This window comes from Pseudomonas sp. WS 5071 (assembly GCF_012985765.1).
Taxonomy (GTDB): Bacteria; Pseudomonadota; Gammaproteobacteria; order Pseudomonadales; family Pseudomonadaceae; genus Aquipseudomonas; species Aquipseudomonas lundensis_A.
In genome coordinates this window covers 1-12,680 of sequence record NZ_JAAQWY010000005.1, presented here as the reverse complement: position 1 = coordinate 12,680, position 12,680 = coordinate 1, and the positions used below count along the sequence as shown (strand labels likewise).

Genomic DNA, 12,680 nt, shown 5'->3' with positions numbered 1-12,680 from the left:
CCGCCACGGTTCAAATCAGATTCATACTGATGCAGAAGGTCAGCAAGGCGTGGTCGTTTTCCACATCCAGCTTGCGCATGGCGGAGACCTTCTGCGAACTCACGGTCTTCACGCTGCGGTTAAGCGAGTGAGCGATATCACGCACATTCATGCCCGAGGCAAACCGGCGCAGCACCTCAAACTCCTTGACTGACAGACTGGCAATCCGCGCCTGCACCGCATCTGAGCGCTCGACCACACTGGCCGCCCCCTGACCGGCTTTGCTGTGCCATTTATCGCCTTTGGCCAACGCACCGAGCGCCAGCGGGATCTGGTTCAAGTCGCCGTTTTTCAAAATAATCCCGCCCACCCCCAAGTCATAGAGTCGCGACAGGATCAGGTTGTTGGTGAGCATGGTCAGCACCAGAATCTTGACCTCGGGGAAGTGCCGGATCAGGTATTCGATGAGCTTGACCCCGTCACCGTAGGTTTCATCCCCCGGCATGCTGTAGTCGGTGACCACAATGTCGGGCCGCAAGCGCTGCAACTGCTCGATCAGCTCTGTGGAGGTCTGAGCCTGGCCCACGATCTCATAACGCTCGTCGCGCTCGATCAGCTCGCTAACGCCCATCAGCACAATCGGATGGTCATCTGCTAATACGACTTTTATTTTTGGCACAGGTACATCCTGTCAAAAGAGCCATCACACGGTGAACGGCTCAATCGGTGGCGTGGGAAAACGAAAATATCAGACAGCGGCGACGGCACGCTTGATACGCGCCAACAACACCTCGATCTGATTGTGCAAAGACTCATCCAGTACATGACCTTCGAGGCGGCGCTCAAGTTCGCCGCAACCTTCGGCCAGCGCATGGGCCTGAACCACGGCCAGCGCACCACGGATGCAATGCAGCCGCGCTTTGAGTGCGTCACTGTCACGCCCCGTCAACGCTTGCTGCGCGGTGGTGATGTCCGCGCCCATGGTGTTGATAAACAAGTCACGCATGCGCGCACTGACCACAATCGGGGCGTCGGCGGGCGCGTGATCATGCCCCATTGCAACGGTTTTGGCCTCCGGCAACACGTCTGGCGTGCCGATGTCGCACGCGCGGTTCAGCTCGGTCCATAACGTTTGCAAGGTCATGGGTTTGACCATCCGTGCGTTCATGCCGACGGCGATACACCGCTCGCCTTCCTCGCGCATGGCGTTGGCAGTCACCCCGATGATGGGGATGTGGGCATCCTGCTGGCGAATGGCACCGGCCAATTCGTAACCGTTCATGATCGGCATGTTGACGTCAGTCAGCACCACGTCGAAGGCGTCCGGTGACCACAGGCTGAGCGCTTCCTGCCCGTGGGACGCCAGCACCACGCGACAGCCCAGCTCTTCAAGCTGCTCTTTGAGGATGGTCTGGTTGATCGGGTTGTCTTCGGCCACCAGCACGCGCAGCGCCAGCTTCTCGCGGATCAAAGGCACCCGCCCGGTGTCGGCAGCGACCCGCCCGAGTTGGGCCAGCATCACCGCCCGTGCCAGCCCACGGATCATGTGCACACCCACTTGCCAGCCCTGGGGCGTGTGCTCGGGCTGCCCGGCACCCGGCACGCCAATCACGCGCGGGCCGTCCCATTCCAGCGACCCATGACGGCCCGGCAGCAAATCCACTAATACCGCGCCCGGCGACAGGTTGATCGGCCCGGCAGACGCCACCAGTGCCTGTGCGCCCCAGCGGTTCAACCAGCCGCAGGTGGTTTCGGCCAGCTCGGTGACCGGCGCACGCACGTACACCGGCGACGGACGCAACTGCAAGTCACTGACGGCCGGTAACGTCCCCTCCAGAATCGGCAGGCTCAGCAGCAAACTGAAACTGCTGCCCAGGCCCGGCTCACTGACCACGCGCAGTTGCCCGCCCATCAACTCGGACAGGCGCATGCAAATCGACAACCCAAGCCCCGTACCGCCCGCCGAGTGGCCGTTGAACACTTGATAAAACGGTTCGAACAAGCGCTGTTGCTGGATTTCGGAAATCCCCACGCCGGTGTCGGTGACTTGCCATTGCAAGGTCACGTGCTGGGTGTCGCGCTGCACCACTTTGAGGCGCAGCACCACGCGCCCATAGTCCGTGAACTTGATCGCGTTGTTGAGCAGGTTATTAAGGATCTGGCGGATGCGCGACTGGTCGCCATCCAACTGATCGGGCACCTGGGGGTCAATGCAGGCATAGATTTGCAGCCCCTTGCCTTCGGCCGCTGCCGCGTAGGCATCCACCACGTCCTCGACCATGTCGAGCGGGCAGAACCGCCCCGGCTCCAGCGCCATTTGCCCCGCCTCAATCTTCGACACATCCAGGATGTCGCTGATCAACTGCAACAAGGTGGAGGACGAACGCGAAATGGTGTTCAGGTACACCTGCTGGCGCTTGTCCAGTGGCGTCAGTTCCAGCAATTCAAGGGTGCCCAGTACGCCATACAGCGGCGTGCGGATTTCGTGGCTCATGGTGGCCAGAAAGGTAGTCTTGGCCTGGCTGGCCTCTTCGGCCTGTTGCCGGGCGCGGGTCAACGCGGCGGCATCGTCCTTGTGCCCGGTCACATCGCTGAAAGCGCACACAATCACGTCCTGCCCCTGGTAGCGCGTGCTGCTAAAGCTGACGTGCAAGTAGCGCCCACCCACCTCAACGCACGCCTCCCCCATATCGGCTTGCTGCTCGCGGATCAAGCGTGAGATGTACTGAGAGTTGCCCAGCCATGCTTGCGCCCGTTTGTTGGCCAGCAACATCCGGTTATCGGACTGACGCACCACGCACAAACCGGTGGGCGCGGTGTCGATCACCGCGCGGCTGAAGATTTCGCTTTCAATCACCTGCCGATGCGCCTGCTCGGCCGGGCGCACCACGCGTAACCGATACCAGCGGTTCACCAGCCAGCCCACGTAAACGCAGAGCAAGGCAACGCCGAAAATGCTCAACAACTGCCATTTTGCGTAATGAAAAAAACTGTCGTAGCTGATCCGGTACACCGCCGTCCAACGCTCGTCACCGTCGCTGGCGACTTTCATTTCCAGCCCGCTGGAGGTGAAGCGCATGCCGTCGGGCCGCGTGTTGTTTTCATCACGACGCCCCAGCAACACCTCGCCCGAGGGTGCAATCAGGGTCAAATCATCAAACGCCGGGGTGTCCACACTGGTGGGGGTTTCCGACAGGCGCCGCACATTGATCAACGCGGCCAGCAGTACTTCGCGATCATCACCTTCAACCCGCAGAAACCGGGTCGGCAAATTGATTTTTATAAACCCGAACACCTTGGCGTTGCCTTCACTGACATTGCCCGTATTGGCCCAATACACCTGCCCTTCTTGCAGCGCGGATTGGCGCTCCTTGAACAGTTGCAACAGGCCTTTGCTGGTTTCCAGATACGACTCAAGGCTCAGGATCGCCGCATGCCCGCGACGGGCGCCGATGGCGGGCACGGCAAGGGTGAATTCATGCCCGGACGGCAACAGAAACAATTGCGGTGAAGGGACCACAGAGCCCGACCAAAACTCGCTATAGAAGTTGGCCAAGTGCATGCCCAGTGAAAAGGCCGTTTGGCTAACCGTCTCGCTCGCGTCGCTTTGTGCCAGGTTGAAGGGGGTCGAAAACGAAAACTCTTTGCCTTCGTAAATGTTCACCCCGGCGCCATGAAACACCAACCTGCTTTGCAGCGGGGTGATGTTCTTGGTCAGTACATCCTGGGCGTCATTGACCGCAGTGTTGACGTTGCTTAAAAACAGACGGTTTTCATTCAGGCTCTCGACCAGCCGTGAAAAATGGTAATCGACCTTGTTCACTTCCACGTCCAGCAAACGCTGCAACGCCCACGCACAGGTGCCGACCAGCACGACCGCCACCCCGACCAAAATCAGGACGCCACGGTTCAAGCGCATGGAGCTCAATGCGAGTTTGCCCAGTGAGGTGCTGTCGGTGGTCATGGTACGTCCTGTAATTTACGTGAGGGTCTGACCGGCGCTGGCTCGAAGTTTAGTCGAGCGCACGCCGGCCGATGCGTGCGGTCTTCACCTTTTAGAAACAACGGGATGCCGAGGGTGAGGTCAGTGCAGACGCGGCGGTGCGTCTTCGTGCAGCAGGTGACCGAAGTGGCCCGATGATACGGCACGCGAGATGAGAAAACCCTGCACCCGGTCACAGTTGAGCTTGCGTAACAAGGCCAGCTCTTCCTGACTTTCAACCCCTTCGGCCACCACTTCTAGCCCCAATTGCCGCCCCAGCGCAACGATACTGGCCAGCGCCGACGCTAGGTTCTCGTTTTCCACACACCCGTGTACCAGCGCCCGGTCGATTTTCAACTCGGTGAACGGCGTGGACACCAAGTTGAAGTACGAGCTGAATCCCTGGCCAAAGTCGTCCTGTGCCAGCCCGAACCCTTTCATGCGCAACCGGCAGGCGCCCGCGTAATACTTGCTGATGTCCTGCGTGGTCGAGCACTCCATCAGCTCAAAAGCGAGTTTCGCCGGGATCCCGCCTTGCGCGCGCACGTAATCATGAAGCGCATCCGCCAGGTCATCGTCGTCGAGCAAATGGGTGGGCAAATTGATCGACACCGGGATGTCGTACCCCTGACTGGTCCAGCTCGCCTGGGCAGCAATCGTTTGCTTGATGAACAGCAGCAACAGCTCTTTTTCCAGGCCCAGGCTCACCAGCGAGGGCAGGAAATCAGCCGGCATCAGCAACCCCAGTTCAGGATGGACCCAACGCGCCAGCGCCTCGGCGGCCACGATATGCCCGTCGTGCAGGGATTTTTTCGGCTGGAACCACGCCTGTAACGCCCCGCTGCGCATGGCGTCACGCAGGGTTTCGCGCTCCAGCACCAGTGGCTCGCGGGCGACGGGTTGATCGGTGGTGATCAATTTATCCAGCGTGGTCATCAACGTACGCACCGCCAGCGGCACGACCGGCTTGGACAACTGCCCCACCACGCTCAACCCCATGCTTTGCGCCACCAGACTGGCGCTGACAATCATCCGCCGCGAAGCCGCGCTCATGATCGCCAGGGCAGGTTTGTGTGGCAAAGACGCCAGCCGCTGAATCAATTGCACGCCGTCCATGCCCGGCATCAGCAAGTCGGTGAGCACCAGATCAAACGGTTGTTTTTGCAGCCACTCAAACGCTTCATTGCCGTCGCGGGCGGCTTCGACACGAATGTTGCCCAGGTCGCGGAACAAGTTGAGCAAGTATTCATGCTGGAAAGGATGGTCCTCCACAATCAGAACGCTATACGGCATGAGACTTTCTCCCGGTTTGCTCAAGGCAGGTAAATAGGGCACTGAGGCCAAAGGGTTTGACCAGGCATTCATTCATGCCCACCGCCAGGCAGCGCTCGCGCTCTTCGTGCTGAGCGTTGGCGGTCGCGCCGATGATCGGCACGCTGCTATCGCGTTGGCGCAATTGCGTGGCCAGTTCATAGCCGTTCATGCGGGGCATGTTGACGTCGGTCAGCACCCGGTCAAAGGTCGACTGTTGCCACAGCGCCAGCGCCTCCAGCCCGTCCGAGGCCAGATCCACCGTGCAGCCCAGCTCTTCAAGCTGATCCTTGAGAATCAACTGGCTGATGGCGTTGTCTTCGACCACCAGTACATGCAGGCCCAGCGGTTTGTAGACACGGGTGCCCGGCCCGACAGGCCGCGCATAGGGGCTCAACCCCTGAGCCTGGCTGACCGCGCGACGCAGGTCTTGCAAGTAGCTCAAGTTGACGTGCCATTGCGGTGTTTCTTGCTCGGGCGGGGCAAAGCAAACGTTGCCGCAGGCCACGATCACCGGCCCCGGCCAGTCGGGCGCAAGGTGCTGCTGGTATTCGCCGGGGTGCAGTTCAACCAGCACGGCGCTGCTGTCGCTGATGTCCATGCCCGCCCGCAACACTTGCGCCCTCGCGCCCCAGCGGCGCAACCAGCCACAGATGTTCTCGGCCATTTCCTGCATCGACGACACCACAAACACCGTTTCTGGCAACAACTCGACCAGCGCACTCACGGGCGTCGCGTTGCTCTGCTCAAGCGGCAAGGTCAAGGTAAAGCTGCTGCCGAGCCCCGGCTCGCTGACCACCCGCATGCTGCCGCTCATCAGGTACGTCAGGCGCTGACAAATCGACAGGCCCAGCCCGGTGCCGGTAATCACATTGGCGCGGTTGCCGGTCTGGTAAAACGGGTCGAACAGGAACGGCTGGTCTTGCTGCGCGATCCCCTGCCCGGTGTCTGTGACTTGCCACAGCACGGTGACGCGCTCGTCGATCCGGCTTTGCACGTTGACCCGCACCACGATCTGCCCGCTTTCGGTGAATTTGACCGCGTTGCTCAACAGGTTGTTGAGGATCTGCCGGATACGCGGGCTGTCCCCGATCAATTGATCGGGCAAGTGCGGGTCGATGTGTGCGTACAGCTGTAACCCCTTGCTTTGCGCGGCGGCCGAATAGCCGTTGACCACCTCTTGAATCAGGTCCAGCGGTGCGAATTCATTGACTTCCAGCGCCAATTGCCCGGCCTCGATTTTCGACACGTCGAGCACGTCGCAAATCAACTGCAACAAGGTCGACGACGAATTCTGAATGGCGTGCAGGTATTCCTGTTGCCGCGGGTTGAGCTGGGTGCGGCCCAACAATTCCAGGGTGCCCAGCGCGCCATATAAAGGTGTGCGGATTTCATGGCTCATGGTGGCGAGGAACAGGGTTTTGGCTTCATTGGCCTTGTCAGCCTCTCGCTTGGCCTGCTCCAGCGCCAGTTCGACTTCCTTGTGCGCACTGATATCGCTGAATGCACACAGCAACACGTCTTCACCCTTGTAACGGGTGGCGACAAAACTGATGTGCAGATGACGCCCCGCCACCGAAAATTCATCGATGCGGTGAATGCCGTCGTTGTTGTACGCGTGATCGATCCATTCATGGCACAGCTCATCGCGTTCACGGCCGCGCCCCAGCCAATGCTGGGCGAGGGTGTTTTCCAGCACCACGGCACCGTTGGCGCGACGCAGCACACACAACGCGACAGGGGCGGTCTGGATCACCGCGCGGCTGAACGCCTCGCTTTCGATCAGGGCCTGTTTGCGGTAAATCGCCGGGGTGATTAACTGCCGCTCAATGCGCCGCACCAGCAAGCCCATCCCGAGCGCACTGCCAAACCCCAGCAGCAGGGCAATCAACAACGGCTCGCGCATGGCCAGCAGCAAGTGGCTGAACTCCATCGAGTACACCACGTGCAGGTCGGCATACCCCAATTGGTTGCGCATGATCAGGTAATCGGGCAACAGCCCGTCGCCGGTAAAACCAAAATGCCGATCACCGGGAAACCGTTGCAGGGCCTGTCGCAGGCCAGGGTTCAAGGCACTGGCGAAGATTTCTTCCCCCCGTGCATTGAGCACGACAAAGTCACCCGCGTGCTTGCGGTCCATGGCCGCGGAAATATCCGCGCCTTCGATCTCCAGTCCGAGCCAGCCTGACGCCGGGTCACGCTTGTCGAGCAAGGTAAACAGGTACAGCGCCGAGCTTTCTGTCATAACCAGATTCGGCGTGGCGTTAAACCAATGCTCACCGGTGACCGTCGCCTGCGAGTGCTCAAGCGCCTTGAGCTGACGCAATACGTCTTGGTTCACTGCCACGGGGTTGAGTGCCGCCTGCGTCAGGCGCTCGGCCTGCAAAGCGTTGCCCGCCTTGACGTACAGCAGGTTTATTTTTTGGCTGCGCAGGTAATCCAGTTCGCGGGACGTTTGCCACAGGCTCCACGAATGGACGCCCTGCCCCAACACCAGCTGGAACTCGTCGCTGTCTGCTTGCGCTTCAGGGGGGGCGGGTCTGGTGTTGCGCACCGCCGACAAGCTCAAGTTCTTGAGGAGAATTTCATGGCCGGTAAAAAAGCGCTGGGCTTCGAGAATGGCGCCGCTCATGTAGCCGCGACGCTTGGATATCTCCCGGTCAAAGCTGGAATTCACATAGACATAGAGCCCGCCGAACAACGAAAGCAGCAACGCCACGAAAAAAGAACGCAGCAACGTACGCGCTGCGATTGAGGTCGAGAACGAGGCATCTAACGGACGGAAAAACTGTTTGAGCTTCATGCTGCCAGCCTAGGGAGCCAGCAGCATGTGAAACATCAGACAAACCTTAAAAAAACGGTTCAGCCAAGGCAGGGGGAGAACACCAAAACGGGTTAGCCCGCGCACACCGCTGCGAGGTCCAGGCGGCCATCTTTCATCGGTGGGCACCAGTAATAGCCGCCATTGAGCGGTCGGCTGTAGCGGTACAGACCATCAATGATGCCGTCTTCCATGCCGCTCATGCGGCGCAGTTGCACTTCAAAGGCGTTGAGGGTGCGACCGAAGGCGACAAACATCAGGCCCGACTTGCCGTTTTCAGTCCACGGCATCGAGCGGCGCACGATAAAGGCCTCAGGTGTGAAGCTTTCCTGGGCAGTGCGCTTGACGTGGGCGGACGCTGGCGCGTCGTCCAGTTCCTCGTTGTCGCTCATGCGACGGCCCATGATGTTGTCTTGCTCTTCGGACGGCAGCGCCGCAAAACCGTTCAAATCATGCTGCCACTGCTGGATCGCAACAAAGCTGCCGCCGTCCAGGCCCGGGCCTGCATGGGCAACGATGGCGGCCTCAACCGCTGCATCGTCCACCGGGTTTTCCGTGCCGTCTTCGTAGCCGGTCAGGTCGCGGTCGGTGCCGTAGCGGAAGCCTTCCGTCACTTGCAGCAGGTTGAAGGCTGACGCCAGCGCCGTCTCGATTTTTTGGCTGCGATGCAGCAGCTCGCCACGGTCATCACCCAACAGCCACAACCACAGGGCGTGCTGGGTCGACGGGTTTTCAACCATGGCATTGAGTGCCGGAAAGACGCGCAAGCCTGGAACCTTAGCCCCCAACGCCATTACCAGCGGCGAGCCAAACCCCGCCACCACGCTTTTGCCGTCCACCCACTGCGACAGAACGTCGAGTGCAGCCGGCAATGCTTCTACTGACTTGAGGGCGAAAAACAGGTAACGCGCTTGCGAAGGGATAGGTTTAGCCAGAATGCTCGACTGGTAGAGACTCATAGAAACTCCTTTGGAAAGCGCAGAGTTTACTCCCAGACGTTCTTTTTCCGTCACTCGAAGGTTACTTTTCTTATGCGCAACCCTCGTGCATCACGACTCAGGTCGACAGTTGGTTGGCGAATTGCCCGACCGCATCCACCACTTTTTGCGCGCCGTCCTGAATTTCGACAATCACCGTGCCCGCTTCCGCCGCCAATGCCAGCCCCTGTTCGGCCTGCAATTTGCCGTCGGCCATCAGGGTCACGGCGTCACGCGCCATGTCCTGGTTTTGACGCACCACGTTGATGATCTCTTCCGTGGCTTTGCTGGTGCGCGAGGCCAATTGCCGCACTTCGTCGGCCACCACCGCAAAACCGCGCCCCTGCTCCCCGGCGCGGGCGGCTTCAATCGCGGCGTTGAGCGCCAGCAGGTTGGTTTGCTCGGCAATCGCGCTGATGGTTTTGACGATGCTCCCAATCACTTGCGACTGGTCGTTAAGGGCTTCGATGCCATCGCCGGCCTGCTGCATGTGTTTGGCCAGATCCCGCATGACCTCAACGGCCTGGGTCACCACCTTGGTGCCGCGCTGGGCGCTTTCATCGGTTTGCAAAGACGTGCTGTAAGCGATACCCGCCGCCTCTGAAACCGCCTGCTCCCGGTGGACCTGATCGGTAATCACCGTCGCGAACTTGACCACTTTGTACAGGGTGTTATTGGCGTCACGCACAGGGTTGTACGAGGCTTCAAGCCAGACGTCACGGCCATGGCTGTCAACGCGCTGAAAACGCCCGGCAACAAATTCACCGGCAATGAGCCGCTTCCAGAACGCCTCGTATTCAGCGCTGTTCTGCTCCTGAGCCGTGCAAAACAGGCTGTGATGCTTGCCCTGAATTTGCGCCAGGGTGTACCCCATGCCGTGCAGAAAACGATCGTTGGCCGTCAGCACTTCGCCAGCGAGGTTGAACTCGATCACGGCCGTGGAACGCAACAGGGCACTCATCAGGTTTTCGTGGTCGCGGGAGGTTTCGATGGTGCGCGTCAGGTCGCTGGAGAAAATCGAAATCCGCAGCACACGCCCGCTGGAATCCAGAATCGGCTGCATGATCGAGCGCAGCCATGCCTCCTGGCCATTGCCGCGCAACAAACGCACGGTGCCGCTGAAATGCTCGTTGCGGGTCATCGCCGTTTTGAACCGACGGTAATGTTCGTCGTTTTTCAGGTGCGCAGGCACCAGCTCATCAATGTGCCGCCCCACCAGCGCACTGTTTGCATACTGCATTTCTTGCGTGAAGTTGTGATTCGCCGTCTCGATGCGCCCATCCGCTCCCAGCGAGAGCACCAGCATTTCGCTGTCCAAGCTCTCTCTGACTTGCTGCAGGCTGGACAATTCTTCACGAAGAGCCGCTAGCTCTTGCTTCATGCGTTTGTTAAACATGGGATACCTGAGGGAATGGGGGCTGCATACCACGACATCGGCGTCAGGCCGATTTTCTAGAGAGGGTGAGACGACCGCTCATCAAAAAAATTCACCTTTTAATGGATCCACATCAGTCCACTGGCAGATAGCCCTGAACCGATGGCGGCGACCGTCAATTGGAGTGAATTTTTTGAAAGCCACAGACTCACTTACTCAACACAGGGAGAAATGTCTGAATCATGAACTCGGCAAAATTATTCATTATTGATTACACGCTGCATGGCGAGCCCAAGTCATTCATCATCCGCCACGCCGCGCTGGACAATCTCACGGCCTGGTACTGGGCGGGTTGTGACGCTGGGGTTGAACGCATTGCCCGCAATGAACGCGAAGCCGCCAAAAAGCTCGATCGCGCGCAAATGGAACGAAAAGGCGTTGCCAACGTGAAATGGCGCCTGGCTTCAACATGAAGGGCAGTGGCGCAAACGCGCAGTCCACGACTGCGCGAGTCTGCACTCAGCTCATTTAGCGTTTATCGCCGCAATGGCAACCGCTGGATGACGCACACCCCTGACCGTCGGGGTGATGATCGGCGCACGCCTTGCAGCAGTACTGTTTCCCGTCGCGCTCCACCCCTTGGGCACCCACTTTGCAGTTGCAGTCCGGACAATCACACGTTTGCTCTTTCATCGTGAACTCCTTGTAGTCAGGTCGTTACACAACGGCACCATTGCCGCTTACAGGCAGTGACTGTAGACCTCGCGAGTTGGTTCAAAGCGACTGCCCATCGGAAATCCCCGTCGATTGATTTACTGTATTGGCCCGCCGCCGCTGATGCCTTGACGCTCTGCAAGGCTGCGCGCAGGCGTCACCATAATCATAAGAACAACGAGGTACTTCCCATGGCCGCTGAGATTGAATCCAGCCGTTATGCCCGCTTTGCCCTGCGCTGCTCCAATTGGGCGGAGCGCTGGTTCCCTGACTCCTGGGTGTTTGCCGCCGTCGCCGTGATCACCGTGGCACTGGCCACCCTGGCGATGGGCGCCAAACCCACGGATGCCGCGAAGGCGTTCGGTGACGGCTTCTGGAGCCTGATCCCCTTCACCCTGCAAATGTGCTTCGTGGTGATTGGCGGTTACGTGGTGGCCAGCTCACCGCCTGCGGTCAAACTCATCGACAAACTGGCACACGTCCCGAAAAACGGCCGACAGGCGGTGTGCTGGGTCGCCCTGATTTCGATGGTGGCGTCGTTGCTCAACTGGGGGTTGTCGCTGGTGTTCGGCGGGTTGCTGGTGCGCGCGCTGGCCCGCCGCACGAACCTGCGCATGGACTATCGCGCCGCCGGTGCAGCCGCCTACCTGGGATTGGGGGCGGTGTGGGCGCTGGGGCTGTCATCCTCGGCCGCGCAGTTGCAGGCCAACCCCGCCAGCCTGCCGCCTTCGATTCTGGCAATCACCGGGGTGATCCCGTTCACTGAGACCATCTTCCTGTGGCAGTCCGGTGTGTTGCTGGCGGCGCTGGTGGTGGTGTCGCTGATCGTTGCCTACGCCACGGCGCCGGGGCCGGAATCGGCCCGGGATGCGGCGGCCTGCGGCGTTGATCCGGCCTTCAGCCTCCCCAAACTGCCGGCGCGCACGCGACCCGGCGAGTGGCTGGAATACAGTCCGGTGCTGACCCTTTTGCTGGTGTTGATGGCGGCGGGCTGGTTGTTCCACGAGTTCTCGACCAAACCGGCAATCAGCGCCATTTCAGGCCTCAACACCTACAACTTTTTGTTTCTAATGCTCGGTGCATTGCTGCACTGGCGCCCGCGCAGTTTTCTGAATGCCGTGGCCAGCGCCGTGCCGACCACGACCGGGGTGCTGATCCAGTTTCCGCTGTACGGCTCGATTGCGGCCCTGATGACCGTGGTCAAGGGCACAAACGGCGAAACCCTGGCGCATCACATCTCCACGTTCTTTGTGCAGATTGCGTCCCACGATACCTACGCCGTGTTGATGGGCGTGTACTCGGCGGTGCTGGGGTTCTTCATCTGTATGGACCGGGGACATAGCGAACACAATGTTCGGAGACATCGCGAACACTTTTAATAGGACACATTGACCCCTTAGGAGGTGTGATGTGTCCTGGAAAGAGGTGTCCGCCATGGATCTTCGTCTCGAATTCGTTGCCTTGGCTTTGGCTGAGGGCGCTAACATCACTGCATTGTGCGAGCAGTTCAATATCGGCCGC

Annotated in this window: 8 protein-coding genes and 2 pseudogenes; 2 read left to right on the top strand and 8 right to left on the bottom strand. The window is 59.8% G+C overall.

Going from position 1 to position 12,680, the window contains the following annotated elements:
- Positions 1-10: 10 nt before the first annotated feature.
- The 7 genes and pseudogenes from HBN61_RS04070 to HBN61_RS22905 form a co-directional block, all read right to left on the bottom strand.
- Entirely contained in the window at positions 11-658 is a 648-nt protein-coding gene (locus HBN61_RS04070) for a response regulator (protein WP_047273305.1), read from the bottom strand.
- Between the two features lie 69 nt (positions 659-727).
- Complete coding sequence (locus tag HBN61_RS04065) at positions 728-3,943, bottom strand: hybrid sensor histidine kinase/response regulator (RefSeq protein WP_169836324.1); 3,216 nt, start codon at positions 3,941-3,943, stop codon at positions 728-730.
- 120 nt (positions 3,944-4,063) lie between these two features.
- Positions 4,064-5,254 (bottom strand): response regulator cyclic di-GMP phosphodiesterase PvrR, encoded by a 1,191-nt coding sequence (pvrR, locus tag HBN61_RS04060; RefSeq protein ID WP_047281803.1) that lies wholly within the window; start codon positions 5,252-5,254, stop codon positions 4,064-4,066.
- Entirely contained in the window at positions 5,244-8,075 is a 2,832-nt protein-coding gene (locus HBN61_RS04055) for a response regulator (protein ID WP_047281802.1), read from the bottom strand. Before HBN61_RS04055 ends, pvrR begins: the two co-directional genes overlap by 11 nt.
- A gap of 92 nt (positions 8,076-8,167) precedes the next feature.
- Entirely contained in the window at positions 8,168-9,052 is an 885-nt protein-coding gene (locus tag HBN61_RS04050; protein WP_047273301.1) for a Dyp-type peroxidase, read from the bottom strand.
- 97 nt (positions 9,053-9,149) lie between these two features.
- Positions 9,150-9,581: pseudogene (locus tag HBN61_RS22910) on the bottom strand (methyl-accepting chemotaxis protein); the annotation flags it as partial.
- 108 nt (positions 9,582-9,689) lie between these two features.
- A pseudogene (locus HBN61_RS22905) lies at positions 9,690-10,451 on the bottom strand (PAS domain-containing protein); the annotation flags it as partial.
- 236 nt (positions 10,452-10,687) lie between these two features.
- Between HBN61_RS22905 and HBN61_RS04040 the strand changes: the two are divergent.
- A complete protein-coding gene (locus HBN61_RS04040; protein WP_070411401.1) occupies positions 10,688-10,918 on the top strand; it encodes a DUF6555 family protein in 231 nt (76 codons plus the stop codon).
- A gap of 55 nt (positions 10,919-10,973) precedes the next feature.
- Here the strand turns inward: HBN61_RS04040 and HBN61_RS04035 are convergent, their stop codons facing one another.
- Positions 10,974-11,138, bottom strand: coding sequence for a metallothionein (locus HBN61_RS04035; protein WP_080960279.1), 165 nt, complete (start codon positions 11,136-11,138; stop codon positions 10,974-10,976).
- A gap of 212 nt (positions 11,139-11,350) precedes the next feature.
- Here HBN61_RS04035 and HBN61_RS04030 point away from each other — a divergent pair, with 212 nt between their 5' ends.
- Positions 11,351-12,538 (top strand): TIGR00366 family protein, encoded by a 1,188-nt coding sequence (locus HBN61_RS04030; RefSeq protein ID WP_262498696.1) that lies wholly within the window; start codon positions 11,351-11,353, stop codon positions 12,536-12,538.
- The last annotated feature ends 142 nt before the right edge of the window (positions 12,539-12,680 follow it).

Coding starts and splice junctions, on each gene's coding strand:
- HBN61_RS04065 (WP_169836324.1), bottom strand. CDS start 3,943: ATGACCACCGACAGCACCTCACTGGGCAAACTCGCATTGAGCTCCATG.
- pvrR (WP_047281803.1), bottom strand. CDS start 5,254: ATGCCGTATAGCGTTCTGATTGTGGAGGACCATCCTTTCCAGCATGAA.
- HBN61_RS04055 (WP_047281802.1), bottom strand. CDS start 8,075: ATGAAGCTCAAACAGTTTTTCCGTCCGTTAGATGCCTCGTTCTCGACC.
- HBN61_RS04050 (WP_047273301.1), bottom strand. CDS start 9,052: ATGAGTCTCTACCAGTCGAGCATTCTGGCTAAACCTATCCCTTCGCAA.
- HBN61_RS04040 (WP_070411401.1), top strand. CDS start 10,688: ATGAACTCGGCAAAATTATTCATTATTGATTACACGCTGCATGGCGAG.
- HBN61_RS04035 (WP_080960279.1), bottom strand. CDS start 11,138: ATGAAAGAGCAAACGTGTGATTGTCCGGACTGCAACTGCAAAGTGGGT.
- HBN61_RS04030 (WP_262498696.1), top strand. CDS start 11,351: ATGGCCGCTGAGATTGAATCCAGCCGTTATGCCCGCTTTGCCCTGCGC.